The following is a 15,586-nucleotide window of genomic DNA, read 5'->3' on the forward strand; positions in this document are numbered from 1 at the left end:
TTTTTGTCGGGCAGAGCGCCTCGAGCTCGTTGGACATAAAAAAAGACGAACCAAATCGCACGTGGCGATTTGGTTCGTCAACAGCCTGACCATCGAAAAATCGATGGTCTTTTAGTTTGGATTGATTTCGTTCTGCAGTTCAAACGGCAAGTCTTCTAAATCAATCTGACGGCTGTCGAACAGGTTGAACTGTTGGAGGCGACTTTCCAAATATTTTTGAAGCAGTTCAGCTACCTTCTCCCCGGACAATCCGTTCAAGTCCGGGACTTGCGTCACCGAGAGTTCGATGGTACGAAGCCCGTAGTCCGGCAACCGCGATTCGATGTCGGCAAGTTCTTCTTCGGTCAACCGTTTCCCTGTCGTCGTCACGAGAAGAAGATTGTCATCCTCTTGATAGTCCTGACTGATAATAATGGCATCTGAGAATTCTTCTTCGATGAAGTTATTGATTCCCGTCCGGACGATGCTGTCTTGAACGAGCGTCGCGGCCGAAAAGATACTCGGAACGACGATCAGGACAGATAAACCGATGAGAAGTCGATTGATTTTTTTATGGTTCGCATCTTGTTTCGTCAACACTTGTGAGATGCCCATGAATTTGACCCCGATGAACGTGGCGATGGCGATGAATGCACAGTTGATGACGAACAAATAGCTCGATCCGATTAAGTAGTCGAGATTGCGTGTTGCAATCGAATAACCGACCGTACATAACGGTGGCATCAAGGCGGTCGCGATGGCGACACCCGGAACAATGTTGTTACTCATTTTCTTTTGTGCCCCGATGATCCCAGCGGTCCCCCCGGCGAAGGCGATGATGACATCCCAAATCGTCGGTTCGGTCCGAGCGATGATTTCATTACTCGCATAGGTGATTGGGGAGATAGCGAAATAGATGGTCGCGACGGTGAGACTGACCGCGACTTGGACGAGAAGCAGACGTACGCCTGCACGCAGTAATTTCATGTCATAAAGCGACAAGGCGAGACCGATACTTAAAATCGGTGTCATCAGTGGCGAAATTAACATCGCCCCGATAATGATGGGAATAGAGTTCATATTCAGTCCAATTGAAGCGATGAAGATCGAACACATCAAAATGACGGAATCACTCGGCCGTACCTTTAAATTCGTGTACATCTTGTCTTTGAATTCTTCGGCGGTGTACGTCTGTTCCATTCTGATTTTCAGCTCCCTTGTCGTATCGATGTCATCCATAGAAGCAAGTCCTTCCTTTATTTACCCGCAACTCGAAAGCGACAATCGATTTCAGCAAAAAAAAAAACTGGACCTTTGATTGGTCCAGTTCACATCATCAAATGACATCTAACGGTTGTTTCGTCGTCGGTGGTGGGAATGCTTCATCGAGCGCCTCGAAATCTTCTTCACTCAAATCGAGCAAGGGGGCCGCCGCATTCTCCTCGACGTGCTCGGCCTGCCCCGCTTTCGGAATGGCGATGACGTGTCCGCTCCGAATCGTCCAGGCGAGTAAGATTTGCGCGACCGAGGCACTATACGCCTCCGCGATTTGATTGACCGTCTCGTTTTCAAAGACATCTTTTTTCACGTCACTTCCCTCGGCGAGCGGTGCGTACGCCATAACCGGGATGCCTTGTTCTTTCAAATAAGGGAGCAGGTCATACTCGATCCCTCGACTGCCAAGATGGTAGAGCACTTGGTTGACCGCGCAGTTGTCTCCGTTAGGCAGAGAAAGCAACTCTTTCATATCCTCGACATCGAAGTTCGAGACACCCCATGCCCGAATCTTGCCGTCTGCCTTGAGCTGCTCCATTCCTTGAATCGTCTCCTCGAGCGGGGCATCCCCTCGCCAATGGAGTAAGTAAAGATCGAGATAGTCTGTTCCGAGTCGTTCGAGTGACGCGTCGCACGCTTTGACGAGTTTGTCGCCGTACGCATTGTATGGGTACACTTTCGAGACGAGGAAAACGTCTTCGCGTCGGTCTTGAATGGCTTCGCCAACCAACTTTTCCGACTCCCCTTCCCCGTACATCTCAGCTGTATCGATGACATGAAGTCCACAGTCGAGTCCTGTCCGAAGCGCTTCCACCTCAGCGTCATGCTTTGATTCTTCTTCCCCCATACGCCACGTTCCTTGCCCGAGTGCGCGCATCTCCCGTCCGTCTTTCAATTCGACGACGTTTTGTTTCAATGCCGCGAGTAATAAAGAATGTGGTAGTCGTTGATTCATATCGTTTCCTCCTTTGTCCATGCCTCATGTAACGGTCCCGTCGTCCCGAAGACGGGATCGTATGTCGGTTTCTCGACTTGTTCGATTCGCTTTACGTTTTCCGGACGTTCTTCCGTCTTTCCAGTCAACGTGTCATAGTCACGACCGTCCGGATATGCCCCGACGACTTGAAAATCTGCGCTCGTCTCGATGCGCCGATGTCCTGTTCCCGCCGGCAAGACGAGGACATCCCCTGCACTGACGCGTACGAGATCACCGTTCGTCCCTCCGAGTTGAAGGGTCGCCTCGCCGTTTAATACGCCCAACACTTCATGCGTGTTGCTGTGATAGTGATGATAATCGAACACCCCGTTCACCCAACTGTTCGTCCACTCATTATGAGCGAACGTTTCTTGCATCCCACTCGGGTCATCAAAGACACCACGATAAAGAAGCGCCGGATAATCGGGATGATTCGGGATCGAGCCGTCATCTGTAAACAAAAAAGTTTTCAAGTCCATTCTAAAAACCCTCCTTGTCTCTGTCCCTGTACCCGACTTCCTCGCACAAAAAACGGTCGCCCTCTATGGACGACCGTGAATATTATGAGATGACCTCTTCTCCAGACTGGTCGATATGGCACTCTCCCCAGGCGCACATGGCGTCTAAGATCGGTTTAAGTGACCATCCATACTCTGAGAGCGAGTAGATGACTTTCGGTGGAACTTGCTCGTACACCGTACGCACGACAACTCCGTCCGCTTCTAGTTCACGCAATTGTTGAGTGAGCATCTTCTGGGTGATGTTCGGCATGAGTTTACGCAGCTCACTCGTCCGACGCTCTCCTTTGATCAAGTGACACATGATGACGACTTTCCATTTACCACCGATGACGTCAAGCGTCGCTTCGACCGGAATATTATATGGCATATCATTTCCTCCATTTCTCCTATAGGCACTTTTTGGTGCCTACCGCACTTTAAAGTACGTACTTCTCAAACAGTTTTCATGCCCTTATGATAACGACTATAGCAAATCAATACAAGTTCATTTCGCTCGTAGAACCCTCTTGAGACGGTAAGGTACTTTTTCGACCGTACTGAACAAATAGAGGAAAGTGAGATGTCTTTGCTATCGGGAGACGAAGGGCCCTCGTCTTCCACACCATTTTTTCATCAACTAGGAGGAACTACTCATGAATCAACCTATTTCACAACCTGTTGAAGAACAGGCACCTAAAAATGGAGGATTGGCGTTACTCGCCCTTGCCATTAGCGCTTTCGGCATCGGGACGACCGAGTTCGTCCCTGTCGGATTGCTCGCATCCATCGCAAGTGACTTAAACATCGGGATCACACTCGCGGGTCTCATTATTTCGGGATATGCCATTGGCGTCGCCGTCGGTGCACCGATTTTAACGGCACTGACGAACCGAATGAACCGCAAGACGTTACTCATGGCACTGATGGTCGTCTTTATCGGCGGAAACTTGGTCTCTGCCATGTCGACCAGCTTTGAACTCTTGATCGTCGCCCGATTTATCACCGCGTTCTCGCATGGTGTCTTCTTCTCAATCGGAGCAACCATCGCCGTACAACTCGTACCACCGCATAAAAAAGCGAGTGCCATTGCACTCATGTTCACAGGTTTAACTGTCGCTACCGTTACAGGTGTCCCACTCGGTACCTTCATCGGTCAAGCCTTCGGATGGCGTGCCACATTCTTTGCTGTCGCAGCACTTGGTGTCGTTTCAATCATCGCCAGCTTCTTCTTGATTCCGAAAGATTTGAAACAGTCGCCACCGGCGAAATTCTCAGATATGAAGAAACTGCTCACGAACGGTCGTCTCATGCTCGGATTCTTGATCACAGCACTCGGTTACGGCGGAACGTTCGTCGCGTTTACGTACTTGACACCAATCATGCAAGACGTGACAAAAATCAGCCCGAGCTTGATCAGCGTCGTCTTACTCGTTTACGGAATCGCAGTCGCCATCGGGAACGCGGTCGGCGGAAAACTCGCCAACGAAAACCCGGCGAAAGCATTGTTCTATATGTTCATCGTTCACGCAGCGGTCATGATCCTCATGTCGTTCATGATTCCGTTCAAAGTGGCAGGTCTCATTGCCATCGTTTTGATGGGACTTCTCGCCTTCATGAACGTGCCTGGACTTCAACATCGGGATCGCCCTCGGTGCGACAATCGGCGGACTCGTCGCCGATTCAATCGGACTCGTCCACACACCGTGGGTCGGTGGGATCATGGTCATCATCGCCGTCATCTTGACAGCCATCTCTCGTCGTTTGGAAGCAAACTAAGGAGGAGCTTATGTTCAACAATCATAAAAGCTACAACCGGATGTATCGGGAGGGCGAGCTTACGCTCGGCCTCCACATCCCATTAGAAAATTTTAAAATGCGTACCCCGACACTCGAACGTCAAGTCGAACTCGCTCAAAAAGCAGACGACTACGGCTTCACAGCGCTCTGGTTACGGGATGTTCTATTAAAAGACCCGAACTTTTTAGACCCCGCCGTCGGTCAGATTTATGACATGTTGATCTACGGGACACATTTACTCGGTCAAACGAAAAACATCGCGCTCGGTACGTCCGCGCTCGTCTTACCACTCCGACATCCGCTTCGTTCAGCGAAGGAAGTCGCGACGATTGAAGCGTTATTCCCGGAACGATTGATTCTCGGAATCTCGTCAGGCGACCGTCGTGCCGACTTCAAAGGACTCGGAGTCGATCATCCGACACGCGGCGACCAGTTCAAAGAATCGCTTCGCGTCATGGAGCAGGCACTCTATTACAACTACCCAACGATTGACTCACCTTACGGGGAAGTTGAACAGGCAACGCTCGTACCACGTCCGAAGAAACGGATCCCGACAATGATCACCGGCTTCGCGCAACAGGATATGGACTGGCTCGGGGCGAACGGGGATGGATGGATGTACTATCCGCAGGCACCTTTCGCACAAAAACAAGCGCTTGACGCTTGGCGTGAAAGCGGTGAGGCGCACGGTCGTGCTTTTCGTCCCTTCTCGATGCCGATGCATCTTGACTTGACGCATGACCCAGATGAGCTACCGACGCCGATTCGCCTCGGTTTCCGTCTAGGTCGCAACCACTTAATCAAATTGCTCGAAGCGTATCGTACCATCGGTGTGAATCACCTCTTCTTCGCCCTCTTCGACGGAGAACGTCCGGCCGAAGAAGTGATGGATGAATTAGGAGAATATGTGTTGCCGCATTTCCCACCACTTGATTGAGGTTTGCCCTTCATTTTCGAAATGAAGGGTTTTTTGTGAAATGGACGGGTAAATACAAATGAATCTATGAAAAGGAGTCCTCTCATGCCCTCTCATCATGAAAAGGTAGAAAAGATTGAACTGTTTTTTGACTTGGTATTTGTGTTTACGTTCATTCAACTGACGTTGAAACTCGAACATCATCTCACATTTCATACGTTTTTAGAGGTTCTCGTCCTCATGGCTCTCATTTGGTACATCTTCGAGGGATATATTTGGTTGACGAATACGACCAAGCTGACAAGAAGGAACCATCAAATTTTCATGACGCTCGGGATGATTGGCTTTATGCTCATTTCTGTCGCCATCCCAAAAGCATATGATCAAGATGGCTTCATTTTCGGGCTTGGCTTTTTAGTGATTGTCGCCGTGCATTCGACGCTATTCTTGTTGCACAGTAATGAGGATACGAAAAAGGCGATGCTTGCCATCGTACCGTACAACGTCTCCTTTAGCATCATCATCCTCGTCGCTTCGCTGTTTGAGGGGAACGTACGCCTGATTGTATGGGGAATTGTCGCGATTGTCGCTGTATTAGGTCCTCTTGTACAGAAAAACAGAGGGCAGTTCGAAGTGTCCTCCTGGCACTTCCTTGAGCGTCATTACTTGATTCTCGTCATCGCCCTTGGCGAAACGATTGCATCGACCGGTCGCGCTGCGATTGATGAGGATTTAACCTCGGATGTCGTTCTGACAATGATTCTTGCCCTTATGCTGACCGTTCTGCTCTGGTACTCCTACGTGAAGGACGATGAAGCAAGGGAGAATCGTTTTCAAGACATGCATACGGATAAACGAGATCAGACAGCCAAGGCCGGGTTCTATTGGTCGCACCTCTCCATGTTCCTTGGCATCATCTTACTCGCTGTCGTCAAGATCGCCCTCGTGCACGATCCGATGCAGACACTCGATTTGGCACACCGGATTACGTTGTATGTCGCCATCGTCTTGTTTGGATATGGTGTCATTTACTTCAATCGTCTATTCTTCAAGGTGTCTTGGAAGCGACTTGCGGTTCTCGCGCTCCTACTCGTCATCCCACTCATCGCACCCTATTTACCGGCAACCCTACTCTTACTCGTGATAACCTTGATTTATTTTATCGCAATGATTGCCCCACTTCCGTTCTTGAAAACAAAGCAGAAAGAAACGTAAAACAAGCCAGAACCGGGATTCGGTTCTGGCTTGTTCGTTATCGGACTTCATTCTCCAGTTGTTTCAACTTTGACGAGTAATACTCGATGATGTCACGGCGTCGGATGATGCCGATGAAGTATTTGCCGTCATCGACGACCGGCACGAAGTTTTGATCCGTGATTGCATCGACAAGTTCTTCGATTTGGGCCGTAATGGATACCGGCTTATAGCGAACGCGTTGCTTGATGTCCTTTAGACGTGTCCGGAGCACTTTTTCATAGTCTTCTTCCCCGCGAAGCTGTTCTGCGAGTGCCCAGAGTAAATCCCCCTCTGTCATCGTCCCGGCGTAAAATCCGTTCTCCGAAACGAGTGGGACAGACGTGAATCGATGATGTTTCATCTTTTCAAGTGCTTGTCGTACCGTTGATTCGGGGTCCAAATATTTGACGTCTTCTTTCGGATATAAAAAGAAAGCGATGTTCATTTAAATCTCTCCTCAATCTGTTAATCCACCCCGTTATTGTACCATGAATGGTAGGACAGGTTGAACTAAATCCATGTTCCTATTCTCTTTAATCATCCCCTTTCTCCTAAACGACACAAAAAAACATCGTGATTCTTGTCACAGCGATGTTTCGGTGCTTCAAAAGATTTGGAAGGGAACTCCAATTGATTTATACCCGTTTTAGTTGGTTCTTATCCGTCCAGACACACAAAAGGCCCCCATGAGGAGGCCAAAGGTTATTGAACAAACTGCAACAGTGTATCGTTAAATTTCTCTCGTTCATCGAGTACCGTACCGTGCCCACTCTCTTCAAAACGTTCAATCCGTGCGTTTGAAATACCCTCTTCCATCTGTTCGGCAAACTCAAACGGACAGATTTTGTCATGTACGCCGTGAATGATTAACGTCTCTACGTCAATCTTCGGCAAGGCGTCACGCAAATCTTCGTCTCGGAGCGCTTTTACCGAGGCAATCGTTCCGTGACTCGAAGCAACGAGCGCAAGATGGTGGAACCAATTTTGCATCGGTTTCGAATGTTCTTTTTCGAAGAAGATTTCCCCGAATCCTTCGAGCATCTTCGGTCGATCGGCTCGTGTATCGTCAATCAACGCGTCAACTTCATCCATCGTCATCCCGTACGGATAGTCTGAACGTTGTGTGAAAATCGGTGCCGCTGCTCCCGCCAACACTAACTTTTTCAGACCATCCTCTTTATAGTCGGCCGCGTAACGAACAGCAATCGCGCCACCCATCGAGAATCCGACGAGTGTGAAGTCTTTCAAACCAAGGCCGTAGACGACCATATGCACGTCGGATGCCATCGTCTCATAGTCATACCCCGTCGCTGGCGCATCAGATTTGCCGTACCCTCTAAAGTCGATCCCGATATAGCGATAGCCTGCTTCGATGAGCGCGTTCTTCTGATACTCGAACATGTTGTTGTTCGCCGGCCAACCGTGTAAGAAGACAATCGGCTCCCCAGAACCGACATCCTCCACATATAAGTTTGTACCGTCATGTGCTGTAATATATCCCATCATCCAACCTCCACATTTTTAATTGATTGTAAATACTCACAACCTACTTGTTCCCGTTTCCAACCCTTAAAAACCTTCTCATGTGTCACGCCAGAGCGATTCTCCTTTTAAGTACCCTTCGATGGCTTTCGCCCCTTCTCGTAACACCGCTTCCCGCCAAGACGGGTCGTCTGGATAAAACATCGCCATGAACTCGTTTTGAATCCCGTTACGCGCTTCGGGATCTTTCGTCCCTTCAAAATACAGACGATTCTCTAAAATGATCGTCAAAAACTCGCGGATGGAGGCTTTCGTCGACGTTCCGAACGTACCGAACTCAAAGAGAGCAGAGACGAGCCCTTTGTCCGGATACTCCGTGTCGCGTACATAGTAGAAGTGGTTCGTCGAGTCCCCGAGCACTTCATCTGGGTCATACACTTTCACGTTGTCGAGACCGTACGCCTGTTTCAACTCGTCTTCGGTGCGACCGTCTCGCTTACTGATGACCATCGTCACTTCGTTTGTCGGACCGAGTGCGGTATGCCAATCGAGATGAACCACTTTCTCGTAGCGTTCCAGTAAATCATGTTGAATGCCTTTCAAGAAGATGGCTGACGGTTCGTCTTCTTCTCCCCCATAGTACACACCTTTCGGGAATTGGTACTGTCCCATCCCTTTCGCTCCACTCATCGCTTTGAATCCGTCGAGTTTAATCCCAGAGCCGAGGAACGAATAAATCTGTTCACGCGCCTCATGGTAGTCGTCAATCACTCCGTCCGGTACGAAGAGATGGCGCATCAGTTCATATTCACGGTTCACGTTATATGGGACAGATTCACGGTCGATCACATAGTTCCGGTTCAAATCGACATTATGCTCGTTGACCCGGCGGAAATGTTTCATTCCCCACGGATTGACGGCATGGATGAGACAAAGGCCTGTCGTTTCATGTCGCAGTTGTGGCAATTGTGTGTGAACAAATTGATGCGTCACCGCGGCACCTGCATATCCTTCGATCCCGTGTTCTCCGATGGTCATGAGAAGCATCGCTTTTCGATCTCGTTTCGGTTCTCCTAAGATGATGTCGATGCTTTCGTCCCCAATCGAATGCGTCAACAGCTCTGCTTTCGGATAATATCGTTTCACCTCCGACAACAAGTTGATGAACTTCTCACGCGACTCTTCGTAAGATGATGAAAAATACTGGCTCATCGCACTCTCCTCCAATCTTTTCTCTCTACTCCATTCCCATCCTACGGCAATCTAAAAACGCCTCCTGAAAGAGGAGACGTTTCGAGTCAAGGCGTTCGGATCCGTTTCGTATGTTGACGTCGGAATGCCATCACGTAGAAGATTGGACCAATCAAGACGGCACCGAATAACCAATAGAGACCCGCGTTCGCATACAATCCTTCAAACGAACGGAACACCCAGGCGAGGACCGTGAACGCGACCATCAACTCGACGGTCCACAACAATCCACGGCGAACCGCTAGGAGAATCGTATTCGTTTTTTGGAAAAAGGCTGCGACGAAAGCAATCAGAAATGCTGGGAAACTCGAGAGCCACAACATGCGATTGAGGGAGGACTCGGCAAAGTATGAGTTTCCGAGAGAGACGGTGATGAGGAAGTGCACCAATATAATGAGCAAGACGACCATCCATCCGACGAAGACATCACGTTCCATTTTTCTCATCACAACCAGCTCCCTTTCTAAAGAGTTGAATACTAAGTATTTACCCGCTTTTTCAGCCTTCTCTTCCGCTTCTATTAAAAAAACGCATCCTCATTTCAGAATGCGTTTCACGTATTATCCGACCAACTCCCGTGCCCATGCTTTTGCACGTTCGAGCTCGCCTTCTTTCAGCATCTCCGTCTCCCCATCAACCAAGAACGATTCTTTTTGAACGTTCGTCGCGCCTTTTTCAACCATTTCCCCTTCGACGCGATTGACCGCATGACCGAACCAGTCGATGATTTTACCGAGAATCGGATTCTGTTTTTCTTTGACGACACTCGTATCAAACGCAGCCGTCCGCTTCCCGCGAAGCGCATTGTCCGAGATTCCGTCTAGAAACACTTTAATGTCCTCCGTCTCATAACCCCCATGTGTCGGTGAACCGATGATGACAAGGTCGACATGCGCCAAGTCACCGAGGCCGATATTCAACACATGTTCCATGCGCGCCTCATGCTCTTTCGAAAGTTCTTCCTGCATCGCATGGGCAATCTTTTCTGTATGACCATACAACGAATCAAAAATAATCAAAATATTCATGATGAATCCCCCTTTGCCGAACGTCTCTTTATCCCCTTCCCATTCCAACGTTCGTTCATGCTTCTTTTTTGTACAGTGAACTTCGCTTGAAGAGTGTCCAACTTACCATAACAATGCCGAGCACGAGCAAGATATAGCCGAAGAACGTGACAAAGTCGCGCGTGTGATAGGGTGCTTCAAATCGGTATTCCGCCCGCTTCCATTCCGAGCCGTCCTCGACCGCAATGACGTCTTCAACGGGCTCCCCGACGACTTCACGGTAAGCGGTCCCAATTGGATAGCCGTTCGATGCATTCCCGTAGTAACGTCCCGTCTCATCGTTGACCGTTGTTTCCACTTCACCAATCACGTCACCGAGCGAATCCTCATCTATTATCGTATCAAGCACTTCATATGCATTTCGGTCGAACACGACAAATGTATATGCCCAGGAAAGAGCGGATACGGGAAGCGCAATCGATATAGCAAAAAGAGTCAGGATCATAAATCGCCTCATTTGAGACTCCAGACGAACGTCGCCGTATCGCTCACATCAATGTCATCCGGTTCGATTTCTGGCATCCGTGATTCGGAATAGACGACGTCCTGACTATAGAGGACGCTCGTTGGTGAGAATACGTGAATCTCTCCCCACGTGTAGTCAATTTGAAGCAAGTCTCCTAACGTTGCGCCTGCTCCATTTGCGAGAAGTTCCGCTCGTTTTTTCGCATTTTCCGCAGCGTTCACTAACAGCTGATCTTCAATCGCGTTCGGGTCTTTCATCGTGAAGCGAATCGATAGCACTGGATTCGCCCGGGATTGACTGATTTGTTCGATGGCATCAGACAGTTTGGACGTATCTAGCGGAAACTCGAGTCTCGTCTTCTGTTTGCAGACATAACCGACAAAGCGCGACCGATAATTGTTATGTTTATCTTGATATCGTTCATACTCCGTATCGATCGAAAAATCACTCGTCTTCAGGTCCTTCTTTTCAAATCCTGCGCGCACGATGGCCTTTTGAAGCTGCGCCACGGCGTTTGCTGCATCAGTCATCGTCTCTTCATATCGTGGTGCTTTTGTGACAAGGTCCATATGAATCACAATCAAATCTGGTCGAGACGAGACATTTCCTGTTCCTTTTACGGTAATCGTACGTTCCATATTGATCCGCTCCTCCATAGTGTATTACACAGATTTTCGGTAATCCTGCCACATAGTCCTTTTGTATAAAATTGTCATTTATTCCAAATCGATACGGCAAGCCCTCCGATATAGCCAACCATTGCTCCGCTCGCGATGCCGTATGTCAGCTGTATATCGAAGAAAAACGAGAGGATTACACCGAGTGTTGTCCCCGCAATCAATCCAAAACAAATGATACAGTCCTTCCATTCTCGTGAATCCATCTTGCTCCTCCTTACCAATCCGCTCAATCTGACGACTTCATCTCTTCCATCTACATCTACTAACCATTAATTCTTTATGTCAAAGTGAGTTCACTACTTTTCTTTTAAACAACCTTGTCACATATTTCCTAATATGTAGTAACAGCCGATATATCCAAAATATCCTTTATTTAGGTAAGAAACAAGAGAAAATGCCAAAGAATCATTTCTTTGGCATTACTTTATGATTCGTCGAGTTCAGTTGAAGCAAGCTCATACTCGCGTTGACTTGGTAGCACTTCTTTTTTCTTCTTCGGAAACGTAGCGTCGAATGCCTCTACCTCAGCTTCTTCTACATCTAAGCCCTCGGTAAATACGGCGACACCTTGAACCCCATCTAGCGCCCCTTCATATAAAGGTAATACGAGCAGCCCTTTATAATATTGTCCGTCCGGCATCGCAATACCGTACCGTTTTCCACCTACGAAACCATATGGTTCATAATGATATGGATACCCGAGTGTCAGGATTGCACGGTAACCAAGCGATTTCGCATGCTCGATCGAATGCGTGATGAGATGTCTGCCTACGCCTTGTCGATGATACTCCGGATCGATGAAAACTGGACCGAACGTGATGGTATCCATCGACTTCTCTCCATCTACAATTTTCGACTTCGAGTAAAAGATTCCGCCAGCAAGTTCCCCGTCTACCTCGATGACCCATGACAATTCAGGCAAGTAATCTTCATGTTTTCGAAGTTGATGGATTGCATAATGCTCATGACATCCCGGGAAATATAAGTTCCAAAACGCTTCCCGCGCAATTTCTTCGACGCGACGCTCATCTTCCACTCTTTCTTTGCGAATATTCATCATGTTTCTCACCCTTTCTCAATTCAGTATACAAAAAAGGTTCAGCTCTCGCTGAACCTCATCGTTTATTCAGCAGCCAGCGCTGCCTCTTCTTTATGATATTTCTCGACGAAGGCATCAAGCAACGCTCGTACCTCGTCCGTCGATTTCGTTTCCATCAAGTTATGACGGAGCTCGCTCGCCCCGCGGAATCCTTTGACATAAATCTTGAAGAAACGGTGCAAGTTCGAGATTGAACGTGGCACGTCTTCTTGGAATTTGTCTTGAAGGTCCAGTTGCAAACGCAATAGATCGAGATGTTCTTCCATCGAGTGTTCGCGTGGCTCTTTCTCGAATGCGAACGGGTTCTTGAAAATCCCGCGACCAATCATGACACCATCGACCCCGTACTTCTCAACGAGCTCGAGTCCCATTTGACGGTCGAGGATATCTCCGTTGATGGTGATGAGCGTATCCGGTGCAATCTCGTCACGCAACTTCACGATATCCGGGATCATCTCCCAGTGCGCGTCGACTTTACTCATCTCGTTGCGCGTGCGCAAGTGAATCGACAAGTTGGCGATGTCTTGTTTCAAGAGATGCGTCAACCAGTCGCGCCACTCGTCGAGCTTCGCGAAACCGAGACGCGTCTTGACACTGACCGGGATGCCGCCGGCTTTCGCCGCTTGAATGAGCTCAGCCGCGACTTCCGGACGGAGAATGAGTCCGCTCCCTTTCCCACGTTTTGCAACGTTTGGGACTGGGCAACCCATGTTGATGTCGAGTCCTTTATAGCCCATCTCGGCCATCCCGATACTCATCTGACGGAAATACTCCGGATTGTCTCCCCAGATGTGGGCGACCATCGGCTGCTCGTCTTCCGTGAATGTCAAACGACCACGAAGGCTACCTTTCCCTTCAGGATGGCAATAACTGTCCGAGTTCGCAAATTCTGTGAAGAAGACGTCCGGGCGTCCCGCATGAGCGACGACATGACGGAAGACGACATCGGTCACATCTTCCATCGGGGCAAGTATAAAGAATGGACGCGGAAGGTCGCGCCAAAAGTTTTCTTTCATCGTAAAATCAGTTCCTTTCATCCATACAGTCCAACAAAATCACTCATCTATTCTATTATGTCTGTCGGATTGTATCAACTGACATTACTCATGATTCGTTTCTTTCGAACGAATGAGCTGAAAAAAGTGTGGGAATCCTTCGGTCAACAAATAATGAAGCACACGATTCGTGTATTCCGGTTCGATCGTTCCCGTCCGGAGTAGCGTCTGGAGGACCATTCCATCAATTCCGGCCATCGTCCACGTGGCGACCGCCCGAGTCATCGGTCCTTGTTCGACATCATAGGCTCGTACAAAAATCGCCTCAATTCGTGTGATCCAGTCTTCATACTTCTCTTTGAATTTCTGTTGAATGTCCTCATTCCCAATCATCGCTTCATGGGCGAGATAAAACTGGAGTCGGCTCTCCGCATCTTTTTGAAGGCGCTCCTGCATGCCTTCGTAAATTTCTTGGATGATCACCGTCGCTTCTTTCTGATCGTCATGAGAGACACTCTCGATTCGTTTGATCTCTCCGAGTCCTTCGTCCATTACGTCATATAGAATCGCCTCTTTTGACGTATAGTAATGATAAATCGCGCCCGTACTGAATCCGGCTCGCTCTGCGATTCCTCGAAGCGTCGTGCCTTTGATGCCTTGTTCGACGATGATTTCACGCGCGGCTTGTAAGATTTTTAACTTCCCTCCGTTCATCATTATCTAGCACCCTCCTCTGTTCTCATCGCTCATTATATCATAATGATGTGGCGAACTTTCGACACTTCCCTGTGAGCTACCAACTCACATTGACAGCGATTTCAATATATTGTTACACTTTTCACATAAACATAACGAACGTTCGGTATGTTTAGTCATTGCATTTATTTCTGGTCATTTCATTTTTGAAAGGAGTGTTGCTTTATGTTTTTCTTCGAGTCGATTCCTTGGTATAACGTCATCATGTGGTTCGTCGTACTTGGTCTTTTAATGGGTTTGAACGAGTTCGTCCGCTCTGGAAAACGGGCGAGTCAACTCATGTTCATGGCGTTACCGATTGCGTTGACCCCGATCTGGTTGTTTGTCGTCGATTCCGAAATTACATCATGGTTCCACTGGGTGAAGGTGTACTCGGCACTCGCCGGCGCACTCATCTACATGGTCATCCGCTTCACAAACTACCATAAGAAACATCCTTGGTATTTAGTACTCGTCCCGGCTATTCTTGCCATCAATATCATGGAGGCCGTCATTCGGGAGTTTCAAGTCGGCTTCATGGGATTTGATGGAGTCGTCGATGGAATGACTTACATCTCCGGTGGTTGGAACTATATCAACGCCTTCGCCGGGATTTTGAACATCCTCACGATTTGCGGATGGTTCGGTATCTTCGCGACGTCCGGTAAGCGAGTCGATATGATTTGGCCGGACCAGACGAAACTGTGGATCATCGCCTATGGCATTTGGAACATCTCTTACGTCTACTCTTGTGCACCGGGCAATGCATTCTATTCCGGCTTTGCCTTGAACATTGCCGCAACGATTCCTGCTCTTCTTTGGGCGAAAGGGACATGGATGCAAAACCGTGCCCAGACACTATCGATTTGGATGATGTGGGTCATGACCTTCCCTTATTTTTTTGCGGTCGGCAGTACGGTCAACGTGAGTGTCTCGTATAATCCAGCAGCGAACTGGACACTCGCACTTATCAGTCTTGTCCTCAACGTCGTGCTCGCCGTCATGCAGGTGTCACGTATTATGAAACAACGTCTCAACCCGTTGAAAGACGAGCTGTGGACCGATACCGAAGAATACAAACGAGTCGATGCGTTACGTGAAACAGAATCGCCTAATCCAAAGACAGCATGAC

The 15,586-nt window shown here is 48.6% G+C and carries 18 protein-coding genes and 1 pseudogene; 4 read left to right on the top strand and 15 right to left on the bottom strand.

Annotated elements, in window-relative coordinates:
* Window positions 1-111 precede the first annotated feature (111 nt).
* The 4 genes from KNO92_RS12950 to KNO92_RS12965 all read right to left on the bottom strand — a co-directional run bounded on the left by KNO92_RS12950 (window position 112) and on the right by KNO92_RS12965 (window position 3,118).
* Complete coding sequence (locus KNO92_RS12950) at window positions 112-1,218, bottom strand: TIGR00341 family protein (RefSeq protein ID WP_251127123.1); 1,107 nt, start codon at window positions 1,216-1,218, stop codon at window positions 112-114.
* Window positions 1,219-1,315: 97 nt separating this feature from the next.
* Window positions 1,316-2,209: an aldo/keto reductase gene (locus KNO92_RS12955; protein ID WP_285800659.1), complete on the bottom strand. Its 894-nt coding sequence runs from the start codon at window positions 2,207-2,209 to the stop codon at window positions 1,316-1,318.
* Window positions 2,206-2,709 carry a cupin domain-containing protein gene (locus KNO92_RS12960; protein ID WP_214761608.1) on the bottom strand — a complete coding sequence of 168 codons (504 nt, stop codon included), beginning with the start codon at window positions 2,707-2,709 and terminating at the stop codon, window positions 2,206-2,208. Before KNO92_RS12960 ends, KNO92_RS12955 begins: the two co-directional genes overlap by 4 nt.
* A gap of 82 nt (window positions 2,710-2,791) precedes the next feature.
* Window positions 2,792-3,118 (bottom strand): winged helix-turn-helix transcriptional regulator, encoded by a 327-nt coding sequence (locus KNO92_RS12965; protein ID WP_012727011.1) that lies wholly within the window; start codon window positions 3,116-3,118, stop codon window positions 2,792-2,794.
* A gap of 265 nt (window positions 3,119-3,383) precedes the next feature.
* On the opposite strand from KNO92_RS12965, the pseudogene KNO92_RS12970 reads away from it, so the two are divergent.
* From KNO92_RS12970 to KNO92_RS12980, 3 genes and pseudogenes are all read left to right on the top strand, one after another.
* Window positions 3,384-4,506: pseudogene (locus tag KNO92_RS12970) on the top strand (MFS transporter).
* Window positions 4,507-4,516: 10 nt separating this feature from the next.
* On the top strand, window positions 4,517-5,464 hold the full coding sequence (locus tag KNO92_RS12975; RefSeq protein ID WP_214761609.1) for an LLM class oxidoreductase: 948 nt from the start codon (window positions 4,517-4,519) through the stop codon (window positions 5,462-5,464).
* Between the two features lie 84 nt (window positions 5,465-5,548).
* The gene (locus tag KNO92_RS12980) at window positions 5,549-6,658 is read left to right on the top strand and encodes a low temperature requirement protein A (RefSeq protein ID WP_214761611.1); all 1,110 of its coding nucleotides are present in this window, start codon (window positions 5,549-5,551) and stop codon (window positions 6,656-6,658) included.
* A gap of 37 nt (window positions 6,659-6,695) precedes the next feature.
* Here the strand turns inward: KNO92_RS12980 and KNO92_RS12985 are convergent, their stop codons facing one another.
* The 11 genes from KNO92_RS12985 to KNO92_RS13035 form a co-directional block, all read right to left on the bottom strand.
* Entirely contained in the window at window positions 6,696-7,124 is a 429-nt protein-coding gene (locus KNO92_RS12985) for a CBS domain-containing protein (RefSeq protein WP_074033810.1), read from the bottom strand.
* Between the two features lie 257 nt (window positions 7,125-7,381).
* Entirely contained in the window at window positions 7,382-8,185 is an 804-nt protein-coding gene (locus tag KNO92_RS12990) for an alpha/beta fold hydrolase (protein ID WP_214693759.1), read from the bottom strand.
* A 75-nt stretch (window positions 8,186-8,260) separates the two neighbouring features.
* Window positions 8,261-9,373 (bottom strand): M14 family metallopeptidase, encoded by a 1,113-nt coding sequence (locus tag KNO92_RS12995; RefSeq protein ID WP_214761613.1) that lies wholly within the window; start codon window positions 9,371-9,373, stop codon window positions 8,261-8,263.
* 86 nt (window positions 9,374-9,459) lie between these two features.
* Window positions 9,460-9,858, bottom strand: coding sequence for a hypothetical protein (locus KNO92_RS13000; RefSeq protein ID WP_214693770.1), 399 nt, complete (start codon window positions 9,856-9,858; stop codon window positions 9,460-9,462).
* Window positions 9,859-9,972: 114 nt separating this feature from the next.
* On the bottom strand, window positions 9,973-10,440 hold the full coding sequence (locus KNO92_RS13005; protein ID WP_214693771.1) for a flavodoxin family protein: 468 nt from the start codon (window positions 10,438-10,440) through the stop codon (window positions 9,973-9,975).
* A 55-nt stretch (window positions 10,441-10,495) separates the two neighbouring features.
* Window positions 10,496-10,924, bottom strand: coding sequence for a hypothetical protein (locus KNO92_RS13010; protein ID WP_251126897.1), 429 nt, complete (start codon window positions 10,922-10,924; stop codon window positions 10,496-10,498).
* A gap of 8 nt (window positions 10,925-10,932) precedes the next feature.
* Window positions 10,933-11,583 (bottom strand): SIMPL domain-containing protein, encoded by a 651-nt coding sequence (locus tag KNO92_RS13015; protein WP_214693782.1) that lies wholly within the window; start codon window positions 11,581-11,583, stop codon window positions 10,933-10,935.
* A gap of 74 nt (window positions 11,584-11,657) precedes the next feature.
* Window positions 11,658-11,828 (bottom strand): hypothetical protein, encoded by a 171-nt coding sequence (locus KNO92_RS13020; protein WP_214693784.1) that lies wholly within the window; start codon window positions 11,826-11,828, stop codon window positions 11,658-11,660.
* Between the two features lie 221 nt (window positions 11,829-12,049).
* On the bottom strand, window positions 12,050-12,682 hold the full coding sequence (locus KNO92_RS13025) for a GNAT family N-acetyltransferase (protein ID WP_214693786.1): 633 nt from the start codon (window positions 12,680-12,682) through the stop codon (window positions 12,050-12,052).
* Window positions 12,683-12,747: 65 nt separating this feature from the next.
* A complete protein-coding gene (locus KNO92_RS13030) occupies window positions 12,748-13,740 on the bottom strand; it encodes a tRNA dihydrouridine synthase (protein ID WP_483297458.1) in 993 nt (330 codons plus the stop codon).
* Between the two features lie 84 nt (window positions 13,741-13,824).
* A complete protein-coding gene (locus tag KNO92_RS13035) occupies window positions 13,825-14,436 on the bottom strand; it encodes a TetR/AcrR family transcriptional regulator (RefSeq protein ID WP_251127124.1) in 612 nt (203 codons plus the stop codon).
* A 204-nt stretch (window positions 14,437-14,640) separates the two neighbouring features.
* Between KNO92_RS13035 and KNO92_RS13040 the strand changes: the two genes are divergently transcribed.
* Complete coding sequence (locus KNO92_RS13040; RefSeq protein ID WP_214693791.1) at window positions 14,641-15,585, top strand: DUF5692 family protein; 945 nt, start codon at window positions 14,641-14,643, stop codon at window positions 15,583-15,585.
* Window position 15,586 lies beyond the last annotated feature (1 nt).

It is taken from the genome of Exiguobacterium sp. s129, from assembly GCF_018617585.1.
GTDB lineage: Bacteria > Bacillota > Bacilli > Exiguobacteriales > Exiguobacteriaceae > Exiguobacterium > Exiguobacterium aestuarii_A.

Bases quoted from the DNA above. Each gene is read 5' to 3' on its own strand.
- KNO92_RS12980 (WP_214761611.1), top strand. From the start codon at position 5,549: ATGCCCTCTCATCATGAAAAGGTAGAAAAGATTGAACTGTTTTTTGAC.
- KNO92_RS13010 (WP_251126897.1), bottom strand. From the start codon at position 10,924: ATGATCCTGACTCTTTTTGCTATATCGATTGCGCTTCCCGTATCCGCT.
- KNO92_RS13030 (WP_483297458.1), bottom strand. From the start codon at position 13,740: ATGAAAGAAAACTTTTGGCGCGACCTTCCGCGTCCATTCTTTATACTT.
- KNO92_RS12960 (WP_214761608.1), bottom strand. From the start codon at position 2,709: ATGGACTTGAAAACTTTTTTGTTTACAGATGACGGCTCGATCCCGAAT.
- KNO92_RS13040 (WP_214693791.1), top strand. From the start codon at position 14,641: ATGTTTTTCTTCGAGTCGATTCCTTGGTATAACGTCATCATGTGGTTC.
- KNO92_RS13035 (WP_251127124.1), bottom strand. From the start codon at position 14,436: ATGATGAACGGAGGGAAGTTAAAAATCTTACAAGCCGCGCGTGAAATC.
- KNO92_RS12985 (WP_074033810.1), bottom strand. From the start codon at position 7,124: ATGAACATCGCTTTCTTTTTATATCCGAAAGAAGACGTCAAATATTTG.
- KNO92_RS12975 (WP_214761609.1), top strand. From the start codon at position 4,517: ATGTTCAACAATCATAAAAGCTACAACCGGATGTATCGGGAGGGCGAG.
- KNO92_RS12950 (WP_251127123.1), bottom strand. From the start codon at position 1,218: ATGGATGACATCGATACGACAAGGGAGCTGAAAATCAGAATGGAACAG.
- KNO92_RS13005 (WP_214693771.1), bottom strand. From the start codon at position 10,440: ATGAATATTTTGATTATTTTTGATTCGTTGTATGGTCATACAGAAAAG.
- KNO92_RS12965 (WP_012727011.1), bottom strand. From the start codon at position 3,118: ATGCCATATAATATTCCGGTCGAAGCGACGCTTGACGTCATCGGTGGT.
- KNO92_RS12995 (WP_214761613.1), bottom strand. From the start codon at position 9,373: ATGAGCCAGTATTTTTCATCATCTTACGAAGAGTCGCGTGAGAAGTTC.
- KNO92_RS13000 (WP_214693770.1), bottom strand. From the start codon at position 9,858: ATGAGAAAAATGGAACGTGATGTCTTCGTCGGATGGATGGTCGTCTTG.
- KNO92_RS12955 (WP_285800659.1), bottom strand. From the start codon at position 2,209: ATGAATCAACGACTACCACATTCTTTATTACTCGCGGCATTGAAACAA.
- KNO92_RS12990 (WP_214693759.1), bottom strand. From the start codon at position 8,185: ATGATGGGATATATTACAGCACATGACGGTACAAACTTATATGTGGAG.
- KNO92_RS13020 (WP_214693784.1), bottom strand. From the start codon at position 11,828: ATGGATTCACGAGAATGGAAGGACTGTATCATTTGTTTTGGATTGATT.
- KNO92_RS13015 (WP_214693782.1), bottom strand. From the start codon at position 11,583: ATGGAACGTACGATTACCGTAAAAGGAACAGGAAATGTCTCGTCTCGA.
- KNO92_RS13025 (WP_214693786.1), bottom strand. From the start codon at position 12,682: ATGAATATTCGCAAAGAAAGAGTGGAAGATGAGCGTCGCGTCGAAGAA.